The organism is Streptomyces sp. NPDC050164, assembly GCF_044459945.1.
Lineage (GTDB): Bacteria > Actinomycetota > Actinomycetes > Streptomycetales > Streptomycetaceae > Streptomyces > Streptomyces coeruleorubidus_A.
The window spans coordinates 53168-67500 of sequence record NZ_JBITJK010000045.1 but is presented as its reverse complement, the minus strand read 5'-3'; the positions used below and the strand labels follow the sequence as shown (position 1 = coordinate 67500).

The 14333-nt window shown below is 70.6% G+C and carries 16 protein-coding genes; 7 read left to right on the top strand and 9 right to left on the bottom strand.

The features are described from left to right. Window positions 1–90: 90 nt before the first annotated feature. From ACIBNA_RS38515 to ACIBNA_RS38495, 5 genes are read right to left on the bottom strand one after another with little or no spacing between them, the layout of a single operon-like run. The gene (locus ACIBNA_RS38515) at window positions 91–1074 is read right to left on the bottom strand and encodes a dihydrodipicolinate synthase family protein (RefSeq protein WP_399169904.1); all 984 of its coding nucleotides are present in this window, start codon (window positions 1072–1074) and stop codon (window positions 91–93) included. Then, window positions 1071–2099 carry an oligopeptide/dipeptide ABC transporter ATP-binding protein gene (locus tag ACIBNA_RS38510; protein WP_399169903.1) on the bottom strand — a complete coding sequence of 343 codons (1029 nt, stop codon included), beginning with the start codon at window positions 2097–2099 and terminating at the stop codon, window positions 1071–1073. The genes ACIBNA_RS38515 and ACIBNA_RS38510 overlap by 4 nt, the downstream gene beginning before the upstream one ends. Beyond that, entirely contained in the window at window positions 2096–4069 is a 1974-nt protein-coding gene (locus ACIBNA_RS38505) for a dipeptide/oligopeptide/nickel ABC transporter permease/ATP-binding protein (RefSeq protein WP_399169907.1), read from the bottom strand. Before ACIBNA_RS38505 ends, ACIBNA_RS38510 begins: the two co-directional genes overlap by 4 nt. An 8-nt stretch (window positions 4070–4077) precedes the next feature. After that, window positions 4078–5040 carry an ABC transporter permease gene (locus tag ACIBNA_RS38500; protein ID WP_399169902.1) on the bottom strand — a complete coding sequence of 321 codons (963 nt, stop codon included), beginning with the start codon at window positions 5038–5040 and terminating at the stop codon, window positions 4078–4080. A 22-nt stretch (window positions 5041–5062) separates the two neighbouring features. Further along, complete coding sequence (locus ACIBNA_RS38495; protein ID WP_399169901.1) at window positions 5063–6694, bottom strand: ABC transporter substrate-binding protein; 1632 nt, start codon at window positions 6692–6694, stop codon at window positions 5063–5065. 250 nt (window positions 6695–6944) lie between these two features. Between ACIBNA_RS38495 and ACIBNA_RS38490 the strand changes: the two genes are divergently transcribed. Then, complete coding sequence (locus tag ACIBNA_RS38490) at window positions 6945–7658, top strand: FadR/GntR family transcriptional regulator (protein WP_399169900.1); 714 nt, start codon at window positions 6945–6947, stop codon at window positions 7656–7658. 41 nt (window positions 7659–7699) lie between these two features. Next, a complete protein-coding gene (locus ACIBNA_RS38485) occupies window positions 7700–8137 on the top strand; it encodes a protein phosphatase (protein WP_399169899.1) in 438 nt (145 codons plus the stop codon). A gap of 134 nt (window positions 8138–8271) precedes the next feature. Here ACIBNA_RS38485 and ACIBNA_RS38480 read toward each other — a convergent pair whose 3' ends face one another. Next, window positions 8272–9789: an alpha/beta hydrolase gene (locus ACIBNA_RS38480; protein ID WP_399169898.1), complete on the bottom strand. Its 1518-nt coding sequence runs from the start codon at window positions 9787–9789 to the stop codon at window positions 8272–8274. Window positions 9790–10020: 231 nt separating this feature from the next. On the opposite strand from ACIBNA_RS38480, the gene ACIBNA_RS38475 reads away from it, so the two are divergent. Then, window positions 10021–10425 carry a nuclear transport factor 2 family protein gene (locus ACIBNA_RS38475; RefSeq protein WP_399169897.1) on the top strand — a complete coding sequence of 135 codons (405 nt, stop codon included), beginning with the start codon at window positions 10021–10023 and terminating at the stop codon, window positions 10423–10425. 108 nt (window positions 10426–10533) lie between these two features. Here the strand turns inward: ACIBNA_RS38475 and ACIBNA_RS38470 are convergent, their stop codons facing one another. The 3 genes from ACIBNA_RS38470 to ACIBNA_RS38460 all read right to left on the bottom strand — a co-directional run bounded on the left by ACIBNA_RS38470 (window position 10534) and on the right by ACIBNA_RS38460 (window position 12149). After that, a complete protein-coding gene (locus ACIBNA_RS38470; RefSeq protein ID WP_399169906.1) occupies window positions 10534–11013 on the bottom strand; it encodes a GNAT family N-acetyltransferase in 480 nt (159 codons plus the stop codon). Window positions 11014–11124: 111 nt separating this feature from the next. After that, window positions 11125–11334, bottom strand: coding sequence for a DUF397 domain-containing protein (locus ACIBNA_RS38465; RefSeq protein ID WP_399169896.1), 210 nt, complete (start codon window positions 11332–11334; stop codon window positions 11125–11127). After that, window positions 11316–12149 carry a Scr1 family TA system antitoxin-like transcriptional regulator gene (locus tag ACIBNA_RS38460; RefSeq protein WP_399169895.1) on the bottom strand — a complete coding sequence of 278 codons (834 nt, stop codon included), beginning with the start codon at window positions 12147–12149 and terminating at the stop codon, window positions 11316–11318. The genes ACIBNA_RS38465 and ACIBNA_RS38460 overlap by 19 nt, the downstream gene beginning before the upstream one ends. A 116-nt stretch (window positions 12150–12265) precedes the next feature. On the opposite strand from ACIBNA_RS38460, the gene ACIBNA_RS38455 reads away from it, so the two are divergent. The 4 genes from ACIBNA_RS38455 to ACIBNA_RS38440 are packed head-to-tail and all read left to right on the top strand — an operon-like array spanning window position 12266 to window position 14322. Continuing rightward, window positions 12266–12472 carry a hypothetical protein gene (locus tag ACIBNA_RS38455; protein WP_274816170.1) on the top strand — a complete coding sequence of 69 codons (207 nt, stop codon included), beginning with the start codon at window positions 12266–12268 and terminating at the stop codon, window positions 12470–12472. Continuing rightward, window positions 12469–12684, top strand: coding sequence for a hypothetical protein (locus ACIBNA_RS38450; RefSeq protein WP_086599578.1), 216 nt, complete (start codon window positions 12469–12471; stop codon window positions 12682–12684). Before ACIBNA_RS38455 ends, ACIBNA_RS38450 begins: the two co-directional genes overlap by 4 nt. A 26-nt stretch (window positions 12685–12710) precedes the next feature. Further along, entirely contained in the window at window positions 12711–13457 is a 747-nt protein-coding gene (gene recO, locus ACIBNA_RS38445; protein ID WP_356924168.1) for a DNA repair protein RecO, read from the top strand. 34 nt (window positions 13458–13491) lie between these two features. Then, window positions 13492–14322 carry an isoprenyl transferase gene (locus ACIBNA_RS38440; RefSeq protein WP_399169894.1) on the top strand — a complete coding sequence of 277 codons (831 nt, stop codon included), beginning with the start codon at window positions 13492–13494 and terminating at the stop codon, window positions 14320–14322. Window positions 14323–14333: the final 11 nt, after the last annotated feature.

The window sequence follows — 14333 nt, the reverse complement described above, 5'->3', positions numbered from 1 at the left end:
TCATCGACACATCACATCAACGACCACACCGACAACCAGACACCGCACGTGCCTCGTTCCAACCGATCGAGGCACGTGCGAAATCCGGGTCTAGAGCAGCCCCGCCGCGGCCAGGTACTTCCCGACCCGCTCCACCTCGTCCCGCGACAACGGCACCTGCGGCTGAGCCGTGGCCGGGCAGTCGATCACGCCCCGCAGGTGCAGCGCGGCCTTGAAGGCGCCGATCGCCGAGGAGCCGGGGCCCATGCGGGCCGGGTCGCCGACGGTGACCATGCCGAACAGGGCGCACAGCCGCTCCTGTTCGGCACGGGCCTCCTGCCACTCCCCGGCGCGGCACAGGCCGTCCAGGCGGGCGTAGCCGTGCGGGTCGACGTTGCCGAGGCCGGGCACCGTGCCGTCCGCGCCGACCGCGAGCGCCGCGTCGACGATCAGCTCGGAGCCGGTCAGCACGCTGAAGCCGGTGATGCCCTGGTGGGCCCTGGCCCCGGTCACGACCTGGCGGAAGGCGGCCAGGTCGCCGCTGGAGTCCTTGAGCGCGGCCAGGACACCGTCGGCGGCCAGCTCCAGGACCACGTCCGCGGGCAGCTTCGTGTGGACGGCGACGGGGATGTCGTAGGCGACCACCGGGACTGGGCTCGCCCCCGCGACCACGCGGTAGTGGCGGGCGATCTCCGCCGGGTGGGTGCGGGCGTAGAACGGGGCGGTGACGACGACCGCGTCCGCGCCCGCCGCCGTCACCGCCGCGACATGGTCCAGGACCCGGGCCGTCGTCATGTCGATCGCCCCGGCCAGCACCGGGAGCTGCCCGCCGACGTGGGCCGCGACCGACTCGACCACCAGCCTGCGCTGCCCGTCCGTCAGATACGCGGCCTCCGAGGTCGAGCCGAGCACGAACAGGCCGTGCACCCCGCCGGCCACCAGGTGGTCGACCAGCCTGAGCAGCGAGGGGACGTCCACCTCGCGGTCCGGTGTCAGGGGCGTGCAGACGGGCGGGATGACACCGGTCAGCGAAAAAGAAGAAGGCGCGAAGCGCGGCCTCAGAAGGGTGGTGGTGGGTGGCGGGTGGGACGTCATGGGGCCTCCATCGGGTCGCTCCGGCGGACGAGGTCGCGGGTCGACTCGTCCTCCTGGACAGGATGGTGGCAGCGGAAGCGGTGGGCGGGGGCCGACGCGACCGAGAAGTCCGGCATCGCCCGCGCGCACGTCCCGTCCGCCTTCCAGCAGCGCGTGCGGAACGGGCAGCCGCTCGGCGGGCGCGTCGCCGACGGGACCGGACCGACCAGCGGGATCGGTTCGATCGGGTCGAGCAGGCCGGGCGTGGCGGAGAACAGGGCGCGGGTGTACGGGTGCCGGGCCCGGTCGGTGACCAGGGCGGCCGGGGACTCCTCCACGATCCGGCCCAGGTACATGGTGATCACGCGGTCGCTCATCCGCCGTACCGTCTGGATGTCGTGCGAGACGAACACCAGGGCCAGGCCCAGGCGTTCCTTCAGGTCCAGCAGCAGATTGAGGATCTGGGCGCGGACCGACACGTCCAGGGCGCTCGTCGGCTCGTCCGCCACGACCAGGTCCGGGTCCAGGGCCAGCGCCCGGGCGATCGCGACGCGCTGCCGCTGCCCGCCCGACAACTGGCCCGGCAGGGCGTCGGCGAGCGCCCGGGGGAGACCGACCAGGGACATCAACTCCCGGACCCTGTACTCGCGTTGGCCTTTCGTGCCCCGGTCGTGCACGTCCAGCGGGTCCCGCAGGATCTGCCGCACGGTCAGGCGGCGGTTCAGAGCCGTCGACGGGTCCTGGAAGATCATGCCGGTGCTGGCGCCGACGGCCCTGCGGCGCTCGGCGGGCGGCATCGCCCACAGGTCGCGGCCCCGGAACGACACCGTCCCCCGCGTCGGCCGCTGCACCCCCACCAGCACCTTCGCCAGCGTCGACTTCCCGCAGCCGGACTCGCCCACCACGCCGATGGTCTCGCCGGGCGCGATCGTCAGGTCGGCGCCGGTCAGGGCGTACACCCGGTCGCGGGTGAACAGGCCGCCGCTGCGGGCCTTGTGCACCACGTGCGCGTCGGACAGCTCCACGAAAGCGGGCTGTGCGTTCATGACACCGCCTCGGTCTCGGTGGTCGCCAGCTCTATGGCCGGGTGGTGGCAGGCCGCCGTATGGCTCGGGGTGCCCGTCAGATCCGGTGCCGTCGTCCGGCAGACTCCGCTCGCCCGTGGACACCGGTCGGCGAACCGGCATCCGGCCGGGAAGTCGGCGGGGGAGGGCACGACCCCCTTGATCTGCGTCATCCGCTCCTGCGCCGACTCCAGCGACAGCACGCTGCCGAGCAGGCCGCGCGTGTAGTGGTGAGCGGGCGCCTCCACCAGGTCGGCGGTCACGCCCGTCTCGACGATCTGCCCGCCGTACATCACCGCGACCCGGTCGGTGACGTCCGCGACCAGCGCCAGGTCGTGCGAGACGAGGATCAGCGCGAAGCCCAGCTCCTCGCGCAGCCGCAGCAGCAGCTCTATGACCTGGGCCTGCACGGTCACGTCGAGGGCGGTCGTCGGCTCGTCGGCGACGATCAGCTTCGGTTCGCGGGACAGGGCCATGGCGATCAGGACGCGCTGCCGCTGCCCGCCGGACAGCTCGTGCGGGTAGCTGCGCAGGGTGCGCTCGGGGTCGAGACCGACCATCGTCAGCAGCTCGGCGGGACTGCGCCGCCCGCCGCGCCGCACGACCTGCTTCAGCTGCGCGCGGATCGTCATCGCCGGGTTCAGCGACGACAGCGCGTCCTGGTAGATCATCGCCATCTCGTGGCCCAGGAGCCTGCGGCGTACGCGCATCGGCTCGGCGAGCAGGTCCCGCTGGTTGAACCGGACCTGGCCGCCGACGCGCGCCCCCTTCGGCTGGAGGCCCATGATCGCCAGCGCGGTCAGCGACTTGCCGCAGCCCGACTCGCCGACCAGGCCCAGCACCTCACCGGGATGCACCTCGAAGCTGATGCCGTCCACGATGTCCACGCCGCCGTGCCGCTGGTCGAAGCCGATGGCGAGGTTCTCCACCGCGAGCACCGGCTGCCCGTGCCGGGACAGCTGACGGGCCCGGGCCCGCAGCCGCCGCGCCGCCTGTGCCAGACCGGGCAGCTGCACGACCTCCCCGCTGCCGGGCTCCGGCGCCTGGAGCCGGTCGTCCTCGGGTACGTCCACCTCCCGCGCCGACGGAGCCGCCCACGCGTCGGACACCCCCTCGGACAGGATGTTCAGCGACAGCACCGTGACCAGCATCAGCAGACCCGGGAACACGGTCGCCCACCAGCCGCCGGTCAGCACCATGTTCTTGCCGTCCGCGATGACACTGCCCCAGGACGGGTCGGGCGGCCGCACGCCCGCTCCGATGAAGGACAGCGACGCCTCGAAGACGATCGCCTCGGCGACCTGCACCGTGCAGAACACCAGCACGGGCGCGGCGCAGTTGATCGCCACGTGCTTCAGCACGATGTGCGGTGTCCGGGCACCGATGACCCGTTCCGCCGTCACGTAGTCCTCGCCGTACTGGTCGAGGACGTTCGCCCGCACCACACGCGCCACCGGCGGCGTGAACAGGAACGCGATCGCGCAGATCAGCACCGTGATGCCCCCGCCGAACACCGCCACCAGCACGGCGGCGAGCGCGATGCCCGGGAACGCCATGACGACGTCCAGGCAGCGCATCAGCGTCTCGTCGACCGCCTTGCGCGAGGTGGCCGCGACGGCCCCGAGCAGCGCCCCGACCACCAGCGCCAGCCCGGTGGCGCCGAGCCCGATCGCGAGCGACCAGCGCGCCCCGTACATCAGCCGGCTGAGGATGTCCCGGCCGAGGCTGTCCTGGCCCATCCAGTGCCCGGCGGAGGGATGCCCGGTGCCGTCGACGGGCGGCTGCTGGTCGAGCGGGTCGTGCGGGGCGAGCAGCGGGGCGAGCAGCGCCAGCAGGACGACGACCGCCAGGAAGCAGACGGCGGCCTTCGACAGCAACGGCAGCCGGCGCCAGCCGCGCAGCCGTACGCCGGGCCGGGACAGCGCCTCGGTGAGGCTCTTGCGGGACATCATGCGGGTCATCACGTGGTCGCATCCCTCAGTCGCGGGTTGACCAGCAGGTACAGGACGTCGATGACGAGGTTCACGACGACGAACCCGGCCGCCGTGGTCAGTACGACGCCCTGGACGACGGCCGGATCGCCGTTCTTCACCGCGTCGATCATCAGCTTGCCCATGCCGGGCAGCGAGAAGATCGTCTCGATGACGACCGCGCCGCCCAGCAGATAGCCGACGCGCAGTCCGAGCACGGTGAGCGGGTTGATGAGCGCGTTGCGCAGCACGTTCCGCCCGACCACCACGCGCGGCGGCAGCCCGCTCCCGATCGCCGTGCGTACGTAGTCCTTGTCCAGCTCCTCCACCACGGCCGTCCGCACGATCCGGGTCAGCTGCGCCGCCACCGGAAGGGAGAGGGCGAGGGCGGGGAGCGTCATGGTCTTCAGCCAGCCGGTGACGGAGTCGGCCGGGTTGATGTAGCCGCCGGTCGGGAACCAGCCCAGGTCGACCGCCAGGTACTGGATCATCAGCAGCGCCAGCCAGAAGCCGGGCGCCGCGACACCGGTCAGCGACACGACCCGGATGATCTGGTCGGGCAGCCGGTCCCGGTAGATCGCCGCGGTCACGCCGCCCACGAGGGACAGCACGACCGCGATGCCCAGGCCCAGGAAGGTCAGCTGAAGGGTGAGCGGCAGCGCGGTGGTGACCTGGTCGATCACCGGCGCCCGGGTCAGCGCGCTGGTGCCCATGTCGCCGTGCAGCAGGTCGGCGACGAAGTCGGCGTAGCGCACGGGCAGCGGGTCGAGCAGGCCGTGTTCCTCGCGGAAGTCGTGCAGTTGCTGCGGTGTCGGGTTGGCGCCCTGGAAGAACGCGGACGCCGGGTCGACGTCCGAGAACCGCATCACCAGGAACACGAACAGCACGATGCCGAGCATCAGCGGCACGAGCAGGGCGATGCGGCGGAGCAGGATACGGACGACGGCGATCACGTGACGGCAACCCCCCTGTCGGCTAGGCCCACTTGGCCTGGAGGAGGTTGATGCCGGGGTAGGGCTGTGCCCTTATCCCGCTGAGCCGCTTCGGGTCCCAGGCCGTCATCAGCTCGTTGTGGACGACCGGGTAGAGCACGGCCTGTTCGGCGACGACGTCGATGTAGTCCTGGACCATCGCCTTCTTCTTCTCGGGGTCCGGCTCCCGGGTGGCCCGGTCCATGTCCTTGAAGAGCGCCTTGGCGACGGGATCGCCGGCCCACCGCGTGTACTGCATCCACAGGTTCTCGGGCCCGTAGTTGTAGTGCATGATCAGGTCGGCGTCGAGGCCGAACTGGTTGGGGTTCGAGGCGGCGGCGACGACCTGGTAGTCCTGCTTCTGGTCCATCTTCGTGAACACGGCCGTGGTCTCCTGCGGGGACAGGGTCGTCTTCACACCGATCGCGTCCCAGGAGGACTTGATGGTCGGCAGGCAGTCGACGATCCAGCTCACGTTCACCGCGAGGATGTCGATGCTCAGCCCCCTGACCCCGGCCTCCTTCAGCAGCGCCTTCGCCTTGTCGGGGTCGTAGTCGTAGACGGTCTTCGCCCGGCGGTAGGACGGGTTGCTCTCGTCGAGGAAGGAACTCGACGGCTTCCCGTGGCCCTTGAGCGCGACCTCCACCATCTTCTCGGTGTCGATGGCGTAGTGCAGGGCCTGACGCACGCGCACGTCGTCGAAGGGCTTGTGCTCGGTGTTGAACATCAGGAACAGGTTGTTCATCCCGGCCCCGCCGGCGACCGTCAGCCCGCTGCTCTCCAACTGCGCGATGTTGGCGTAGGGGATGTTGTCCGCGATCTGCGCGCCCGCGCTCGACCCCGAGATCTTCGCGACGCGGGGCGCCGCGTCCACGATCGTCAGCCAGTTCATCTTCCGGAAGGCGGGCCCCCGCGGGCCGTTGTAGCCGTCGAACGCCTCGAAGGTCGTGTTCGACTTCGGGTGGTGCGCGGTCTGCCGGTACGGACCCGAGCCGATCGCCTTGCCCTTGATGGCGTCGTCCCAGGCGCCCGGCTGCGAGAACACGTGCCTGGGCATGATCTTGGCGAGCGTCAGCCTCGAAAGCCCGTCCGGGAAGGGGAACTTGAGCACCAGCTCCACGTTCTGCGCGTCGATCTTCCGGACCTCCTTCAGCCAGCTCGCGAAGAAGCCCTTGGCGAGGGTCTGGGTGTCCGGGTCGAGGATCCGCTCGAAGACGAAGACCACGTCGTCGGCGGTGACCGGCTTGCCGTCGTGGAACTTCGCGCCCGCCCGCAGCGCGAACTTCCAGGACGTGCTGTCCGGGTCCTTCGGCACCTCGGTCGCCAGGGCCGCGTACGGCTCACGGGAGATCGGGTCGGTGTCGAGCAGGCCCTCGTAGATGTGGTTGTTGGCGGCCATGCAGAACGCGGACGCCGTCTGGGTGGGGTCCCAGCTGCCGTCGTTGCCGTAGCCGATCACCGCCGTCAGCGTCCTGTTGGCCCCGCTGCCGCCGCCACCGGTGTCGTTGGTGGACTCCGGCCCGGACGAACAGGCCGACAGCGACGCGGAGACGGCGGCGGCCGCGCCCAGCGCGCCGGTGTACTTCAGGAACGACCGGCGGTGCAGCGCCGGCACGTCGTGGGTCACGTCGCGCACGGGGTCCTCCAGCGAGAGGTCTGGAAAGGAAACGAGGGGGCGAGCAGAGGAGATACGACGTCCTACGTCCTGTGGTCAGCGCGACCATAGGAGCGGCCGTGGGGGCGGTCAAGGGATCGCACACGAATGGCGTATCTGTCAGAGGTCGGACCAATGGTGCTGTGAAATGGCGTGAGTTGACGGCTTATCAGGGATGGTCCGATGTCGGGTACCGCCAGAGGTGGGACGTGGGACGTCCGAGGCGCGTACGATGCGGCGCATGTCCGAGGAGCCCAGGACCAGCCGGATACAACGCCAGGTCGTGCAGCTCATCCTCGACCGCAGACTCACCGCCGGCGCGCCGCTGCCCACAGAGGCCGAACTCATGGAGGACCTCGGCGTCAGCCGCAACTCCGTCCGCGAGGCCCTCAAAGCCCTCCAGGCCCTCGACATCGTCGAGATCAGACACGGCTACGGCACCTACGTCGGCCAGGCCTCCCTCACCCCCCTCGTCGACGGCCTGACCTTCCGCACCCTGGCCCGGCACGACGACGACACCGGCGCCCTCGCCGAGATCCTCCAGGTCCGCGAGGTACTGGAGGAGGGCCTGATCCGCCGGGTCGCCGCGACGGTCACCGAGGCGGAGCTGGACAGGCTGGAGGGCGTGGTGACCCGCATGGAGTCCGCGGGCGGCACGGGCCGCTCCTTCCCGGAACTCGACCGCGAGTTCCACGAGATCCTGTACGCCTCCCTCGGCAACGCGCTGGTGCCCCAGCTCCTCGGCGCGTTCTGGACGGTCTTCCGCCGGGTCTCCGGCGCCCGCGGCTGGACCGACGACCCGTCCCCGGAGATCACGGTCCGCCGCCACCGCGACATCGTCACCGCCCTGCGCGCCCGCGACGTCGAGGGCGCGCAGCGGGCGATGGCGGTGCACTTCCGGGGGATCGAGGCGCGGGCGGCCAAGGCGTCGCGGGGAGTGGGCTGATCCCACCCCCTGGCGGGCGGGCGCGGAGCATGATGAGGGGCGTGACTGAGCTGTGGAGCGAGAGCGACGCCGGCGTCCTGCGACTGCCCTCCGGCCGGCTGGTACGCGGCCGAGGCCTGCGCCACCCCCTGGATCCCACCGCGCCCACCCCCTCCTACGGCCTCTACCTGCTCGGCAAGCAGCCTCCCGAGGTCCCCTGGGAGACCGGCTGGCTCCGCTGGCCCGACTTCCGCCTCCCGTCGGACCGGGCGGCCGCCCGGGCGGTGCTGGTCGGTGCGTGGGAACGGGCCGCCGGGGAACGCGTGGAGATCGCCTGCGGTGGCGGCCGGGGCCGCACGGGCACGGCCCTGGCCTGCCTGGCGGTGCTGGACGGGGTGCCGGGGGAGGAGGCGGTGGCGTACGTGCGGCGGCACTACGACAGGCATGCGGTGGAAACACCCTGGCAGCGGCGGTACGTACGCCGGTTCGGTGGGGGATGAGCCCCTCCTTCGGAGCGGCGGCTCATCCCTTGGTCGCGCTGCCGTGGACCGGCGGCCGACAGCGGACCCGGTGCCCGCGTGGAGGCGTTCCACGCGGTGGCCCGCCGGTACCGGGCGGCGGGCCACCGCTGACGTCACGCGCAGTGGACGTCGGATCCGGGCCGTTTCCCGGTGGCCAGGAAACGGGAGACGGTCCGGTCACCGCAGGCGTTGCCGTTGGCGAGGTAGGCGGCATGGCCGGTGGAGTCGACGGTGACCATGACGGCCCGGTCGCCGAGAGCCCGGCGGAGCTTGAGGGCGCCGCTGAGCGGGGTGGAGACATCCCGCTCGTTCTGCACGAGCAGGACGTTGGACGGTCCGCGGTCGGTGACCCGTACGGCCGGCTCCTTCGGCTCGAACGGCCAGGCGGCACACACCATCGGCCCGCGCGGCATGCCCGCGGTCAGCGGGTACGTCGCCCGGCTCTCGTCGACGCCCTTCTGGTACTCGGCGGCGGATTCGGGCCAGTCGACGTCGTTGCAGTTCGTGCCGACAGCGACCGCGGCGACGTTCTGGAGGACCGACTCGGGCGGGTTCTCGGGCGCGGGCGGCACGGTGCCCTTGCGGGCGGCCTTGATGGTCCTGGCCAGGGCCGGGTAGTCGTCGGGGTCGTAGAGGCTGGTCAGCATGGTCTGGCGGAGGGCGTTGCCGTCCAGTCGCGGCGGGTTGGCACCGGGCCAGAGGAGAGGGCGGTGGTCCAGCCGGTCGGCGAGGCGCAGGAAGCCGGAGCGCACCTCGGCGGCGGTACGGGCGAGCCGGTGCGGGTTCCCCGGCCGTGAGGCCCACTTGGCGAAGACGGGGAAGTTGTCCTCGGCCCCGACCTCGAAGGCGGCAAGCCAGCCGCGGGTGACGCGGGAGGGGTCGGGGTCGTTGTTGCTGTCCAGCACGATGCGGTCGGTGCGGTGCGGGAACAACTGGCTGTAGACGGCGCCGACATAGGTGCCGTAGGAGATGCCCCACGCGGAGACTTTCCGGTCTCCGAGCGCGGCCCGGACGCGGTCGAGGTCGCGGGCCTCGTTGGCGGTGCTGAGGTGCTGGATCAGTTCGCCGCCGTTGCGGGCACAGGCCTCGGCCGTGCGCCGCGCGGTGGCCATGCTCTCGCCGACGGAACCGTCCGGGGCCGGCCAGGGCAGGAGCTTGGTCATGCCGAGGTCGGCGGGGTCGAGCCGGCAGTCGACGGCGGTGGAAGGCGCCATGCCGCGCGGGGCGAACCCGACGAGGTCGTAGGCGTCACGCACCCTCTGTGGCAGCTTCTGCCCCTTGCCGGAGGGGTCGCCGAGACTGTCCCCGCCGGGGCCGCCCGGGATGAGTAACAGCGCGCCACGGCGGGCGGAGGGCTTCTCGCTGGGGATACGGGAGACGGCGATCTGGATCTTCCTGCCGTCGGGGTCGGAGTAGTCCCTCGGGACCTCCACGGTGGCGCACTGCTGTCTGGGGTCGAGATCGGAGCCCTCGCACTGGGTCCACTTGAGGGGCTCGGCAGCGGCGGCGGACGCGGTCAGCGGGACGGTGAGCCCGAGCAGGACGGCGGCGGCCGCGGCGAGTGAGGCGTTGCGCGTGATCTGTTTCTTGGTCACGGGACGAGCCTGGCGGCTCCCCGCCCCACCCGGCATCCGGGCAACTCCCGGATCTTCCAGGGGGTTTACCCCCTACTGGATGGAGTAACTGTCGTGCCGGAGCTGCGTCTTCGCCCCCGGTGGAGGCGTGACTCGCGAGGTGGTGCGTGGTGGTGCCACACCGGACAGCGCGACGTCCGATTGCCGCCAGCAGGATGGGCCTGAGGTGATCAGGCTGGCCGTATGACGATGCCATCCCCTGCAGACTCGGTAGCAGTCCTCACGTGCATGTACGCGGCTGAGGCGGAGTACCTGGCGGCCGGAGGCCCTGATGAGGCCTCCTTCGACCTGCTCGCCCCCTTCTTCGCGCCCGATGTCGAGCTGCATCAAGCAGATGCACTGCCTTACGGAGGCACGTGGCACGGGCACGAGGGCATGGCGCGGTTCTTCCGGAAAATGGGCGAGGTGTGGGAGACGTTCGACATGGTGGAGCAGGAGTTCCTCGCCACCGGTGAGACCGCGGTCGTGCTCACACAGGTCCGTGCCAGGGCTCGGGCGACCGGGCGTGAACTCGGCTTCCCCATCCTGCAGACGATCGCGGTGAAGGACGGGCAGATCACCGAGGTCCGCCCCTTCTACTGGGACACGCTGGCCATCGCCGGCGCCTGCGCTGCGCCCGGGGCGGGACACTGAGGTGAGGTGGGCGAGTGGCGGTTCGGCGGTCGGGGGCGCGGGCCGCAAGCGGAGCGTTCGGGCCGGGAGATGGCCTGGGTCGGGGGTGGGGGTGGCCCGGTTGCTCCACTAGCGGGGCTGCGGAAGGGCGCCGCCTTGTGCGGGACTCTGGGCGTACCGTTTCCCGCCCGGCCGGCGCAGCATAAAGATGTCGACCGGGTCCTCGGATTCGACGGTGAAGCCGTGCCGCTCGTAGAGGCGGCGGGCCGGGCTGCCCTGGAGGACGTTCAGGCGGACGAGGTCGCCGGTGGTGTCCGTCTTGTCGAGGAGGGTGCGGAGGACTGCCGAGCCCAGGCCTTGGCCCTGGACGTCCGGGCTGAGGTAGAAGTGCTCCAGCCAGTGGGCGTCCTGCGACGGGCGCAGTGCCACGCTGCCGGCGAACGTGCCCTTGGCCGTGATGACCGACGTGTGCTGAGGGGAGTAGCCGTCCCGCAGCCGCTGCCTGACCCGGTGTGCGTCGTAGCGGCCCAGCCGTTCCAGGTCCGGGCGCATCACCACCGCCCGCAGTTCCGCTACCGCCTCGACGTCCGACAGCTCCGCCGGGCGCATCGCCCATGCCAGGCCTGTGTCTGTGCGGCCGTCCAGCCCTGCCTTCTGTGTCTCCATGCCCGCATCCACGCCACGATCATTCCGCATCGCCGAGCGACCACGAAGCCGGCCTCAGGCCTGGGAACCGGCGGCCCCGACCTCGCGTATGAACGCCCTCCAGGCCTCCGGCCCGACCAGGACCACAGGGCCGTCGGTCCTCTTGCTGTCCCGGACGGGAATGATCCCGGGCGTTCCGGCGGCGACCTCGACGCAGCTTCCGCCTTCGCCGTTGCTGTGGCTGCTCTTTCGCCAGCAGGACTTGCTCAGGTCGAACTTGCGCATCGTCTGTAGTCCTCAGCCGCGGATTCGATCAGGGCCAGGGACGCCTCAGGAGACAGTGCGGCGACCCTGAGCAGATCGTATGCGCGCCGTGCGTTCTTCACCACGCCCGGGTTGTCGACCAACGTCCCCGAAAACGACGTCTCTGTATAGGCGACGGGTGGCGCGTCCTCGAACTCCATGAGCGTCAGCATGCCGCCCATGCAGGGGTGGGCCCCTGCGGCGTACGGCAGCACCGTGACCATCACATGGCGCTCCCGCATCAGCCGTGCGATGTGGTCCAGTTGGGCAGCCATCGCCTCGCCGCCGCCCACCGGCACACGCAGCACGTTCTCATGCAGGATCACCCAATACTCGGGCCTTGTAGCGTCCTGGAGAATCCGCGCCCGTTCCAGGCGGGCGGTGACCTTCTCCTCGATGTACTCGTCTGTGACGAATGGGTTGGCCGCGACCGTGACCGCTCGGGCGTACGCGGCCGTCTGCAACAGCCCTGGCACCAGCGTCGGTGCGAACTCGCAGATCTGCGTCGCCTGCTTCTCCAGCTCCACAACCGCCGCGAAATACTCCGCATACCGCTTATCGTCAATCAGCTTCCTGCACAACCGCTCGAAAATACCGTCGGTTTGCAGCACCCCGTCGATGCGTCGGGCCACGTCCAGCTGTGGTTTGCGAATGGCCTGTTCGAACTGGCCGATGTAGCCGCCCGAGACGAAAACCCGGGAGCCCAGCTCCACCTGGGTGAGGCCCGCCTCCTCCCTCCGTCGCTTGAGCTCCGCGCCGAAGAACTCCCACGCCGCCTGCCGAGAACCGTTGGCCATTGCCGAACCCCTTTGTGCTGCACCGCAGTTGTAGGGCACAGACCCCTCCCGAGTGTAGGCGCGGAGCGTCACCGTGGGGATGCGAAGAGTGAAACCCGGAAAGGAAGGGGAGCACGGTGGAGGCACGACACTCGGCGCTCTGCGTCGAAGAAGCGGAGGATGCGGTGAAAGAATTGCGGGCAGAACTCGCCAAGGCCGGAATTACCTTGCCGTCATTGGGGCTGGACCCGGTAAGTCTTGCGCGGGAAGCACCCTGTCCGCTCGTGGAATTGGGTCGGTGTTCCGTGGAGACCGCCCGGCGGCTCGCGGCGGTGCTGCGATGAAGCCCCCGGTCGGCGCGTACGTCGTGGACACCCGCAGCGGCCGCATCGGCATCGTCATGGGGCATGAGGGGCCCTACGTGCAGCTGAGGCCGTACGGGGGCGGGAAGGAGTGGGACGCCGACCCCGGTGCCGTCCGGCACGCCACCCCGGCCGAGCGGCTGCGCGCGGCGACGGCGTATGCCAACGCCCGCAGCAGGGGTGAGGTCCCTTGACGCGGTGACCCTGCGAGAATGGCGTCATGAGTCTGTTCCGCGACGACGGCATCGTGCTGCGCACCCAGAAGCTGGGTGAGGCGGACCGGATCATCACACTGCTCACCCGCGGTCACGGACGGGTACGGGCGGTGGCCAGGGGCGTGCGCCGGACGAAGTCGAAGTTCGGTGCGCGCCTCGAACCCTTCTCCCACGTCGACGTGCAGTTCTTCGCCAAGGGGAGCGAGCTGGTCGGGCGCGGGCTGCCGCTGTGCACGCAGAGTGAGACCATCGCGCCGTACGGCGGTGGGATCGTGACCGACTACGCGCGGTACACCGCCGGGACCGCGATGCTGGAGACCGCCGAGCGGTTCACCGATCACGAGGGGGAGCCGGCCGTGCAGCAGTATCTGCTGCTCGTCGGCGGGCTGCGGACCCTCGCCCGCGGGGAGCACGCGCCGCATCTCGTGCTGGACGCGTTCCTGCTGCGGTCCCTCGCCGTCAACGGGTACGCCCCGAGCTTCACCGACTGCGCGAAGTGCGGCATGCCCGGGCCCAACCGGTTCTTCTCGGTCGCCTCGGGCGGTTCCGTCTGCGTGGACTGCCGGGTGCCCGGCAGCGTCGTACCCTCGCCCCAGGCCCTGGAACTCCTCGGCGCGCTGCTTACGGGAGACTGGGAGACCGCGGACGCCTGCGAGGCGCGGTACGTCCGGGAGGGCAGCGGGCTGGTGTCCGCGTATCTGCACTGGCACATGGAGCGCGGGCTGCGCTCCCTGCGCTACGTCGAGAAGTAAGCGAAGCAAGCAAGCACGAGGAGACGAGAAACACATGGCCGTACGCGGGATCCTGGGGCGGCAGCGCCGGGAGTACAGGACGCCGGAGCCCCACCCGTCCGGCGCGCGGCCGCCGAAGCTCGGAGAGCTCGTACCACAGCATGTGGCGATCGTCATGGACGGCAACGGGCGCTGGGCGAAGGAGCGGGGCCTGCCGCGCACCGAGGGGCACAAGGTCGGCGCCGAGCGGGTGCTCGACGTGCTCCAGGGCGCCATCGAGATGGGCGTGGGCGCCATCTCCCTGTACGCCTTCTCCACCGAGAACTGGAAGCGGTCGCCGGACGAGGTGCGCTTCCTGATGAACTTCAACCGGGACTTCATCCGCAAGACCCGGGACCAGCTGGACGAGCTGGGCGTGCGGGTGCGCTGGGTGGGGCGGATGCCCAAACTGTGGCGCTCCGTGGCCAAGGAGCTCCAGATCGCCCAGGAACAGACCAAGGGCAACGACCGGCTCACGCTGTACTTCTGCATGAACTACGGGGGCCGCGCCGAGATCGCCGACGCGGCGCAGGCGCTGGCGGCCGACGTGAAGGCCGGGAAGCTCGATCCGTCGAAGGTCAACGAGAAGACCTTCGCGAAGTACATGTACTACCCGGACATGCCGGACGTGGACCTGTTCCTGCGTCCGAGCGGTGAGCAGCGCACCTCCAACTACCTGATCTGGCAGAGCGCGTATGCCGAGATGGTCTTCCAGGACGTGCTGTGGCCGGACTTCGACCGCCGCGACCTGTGGCGGGCGTGCCTGGAGTTCGCCTCGCGGGACCGGCGGTTCGGCGGGGCCATCCCGAACGAGGAGCTGCTGGCCATGGAAGGCAAGCAGCAGTAGGCCTCACCGGC

What these genes read in the sequence shown, in the direction of transcription:
- ACIBNA_RS38440 (WP_399169894.1), top strand. Translation starts at nt 13,492, where the DNA reads ATGGCCGTACGCGGGATCCTGGGGCGGCAGCGCCGGGAGTACAGGACG.
- ACIBNA_RS38490 (WP_399169900.1), top strand. Translation starts at nt 6,945, where the DNA reads ATGCGGCGCATGTCCGAGGAGCCCAGGACCAGCCGGATACAACGCCAG.
- ACIBNA_RS38515 (WP_399169904.1), bottom strand. Translation starts at nt 1,074, where the DNA reads ATGACGTCCCACCCGCCACCCACCACCACCCTTCTGAGGCCGCGCTTC.
- ACIBNA_RS38465 (WP_399169896.1), bottom strand. Translation starts at nt 11,334, where the DNA reads ATGCGCAAGTTCGACCTGAGCAAGTCCTGCTGGCGAAAGAGCAGCCAC.
- ACIBNA_RS38475 (WP_399169897.1), top strand. Translation starts at nt 10,021, where the DNA reads ATGTACGCGGCTGAGGCGGAGTACCTGGCGGCCGGAGGCCCTGATGAG.
- ACIBNA_RS38510 (WP_399169903.1), bottom strand. Translation starts at nt 2,099, where the DNA reads ATGAACGCACAGCCCGCTTTCGTGGAGCTGTCCGACGCGCACGTGGTG.
- ACIBNA_RS38450 (WP_086599578.1), top strand. Translation starts at nt 12,469, where the DNA reads ATGAAGCCCCCGGTCGGCGCGTACGTCGTGGACACCCGCAGCGGCCGC.
- recO (WP_356924168.1), top strand. Translation starts at nt 12,711, where the DNA reads ATGAGTCTGTTCCGCGACGACGGCATCGTGCTGCGCACCCAGAAGCTG.
- ACIBNA_RS38480 (WP_399169898.1), bottom strand. Translation starts at nt 9,789, where the DNA reads ATGCCGGGTGGGGCGGGGAGCCGCCAGGCTCGTCCCGTGACCAAGAAA.
- ACIBNA_RS38460 (WP_399169895.1), bottom strand. Translation starts at nt 12,149, where the DNA reads ATGGCCAACGGTTCTCGGCAGGCGGCGTGGGAGTTCTTCGGCGCGGAG.
- ACIBNA_RS38470 (WP_399169906.1), bottom strand. Translation starts at nt 11,013, where the DNA reads ATGCGCCCGGCGGAGCTGTCGGACGTCGAGGCGGTAGCGGAACTGCGG.
- ACIBNA_RS38505 (WP_399169907.1), bottom strand. Translation starts at nt 4,069, where the DNA reads ATGATGTCCCGCAAGAGCCTCACCGAGGCGCTGTCCCGGCCCGGCGTA.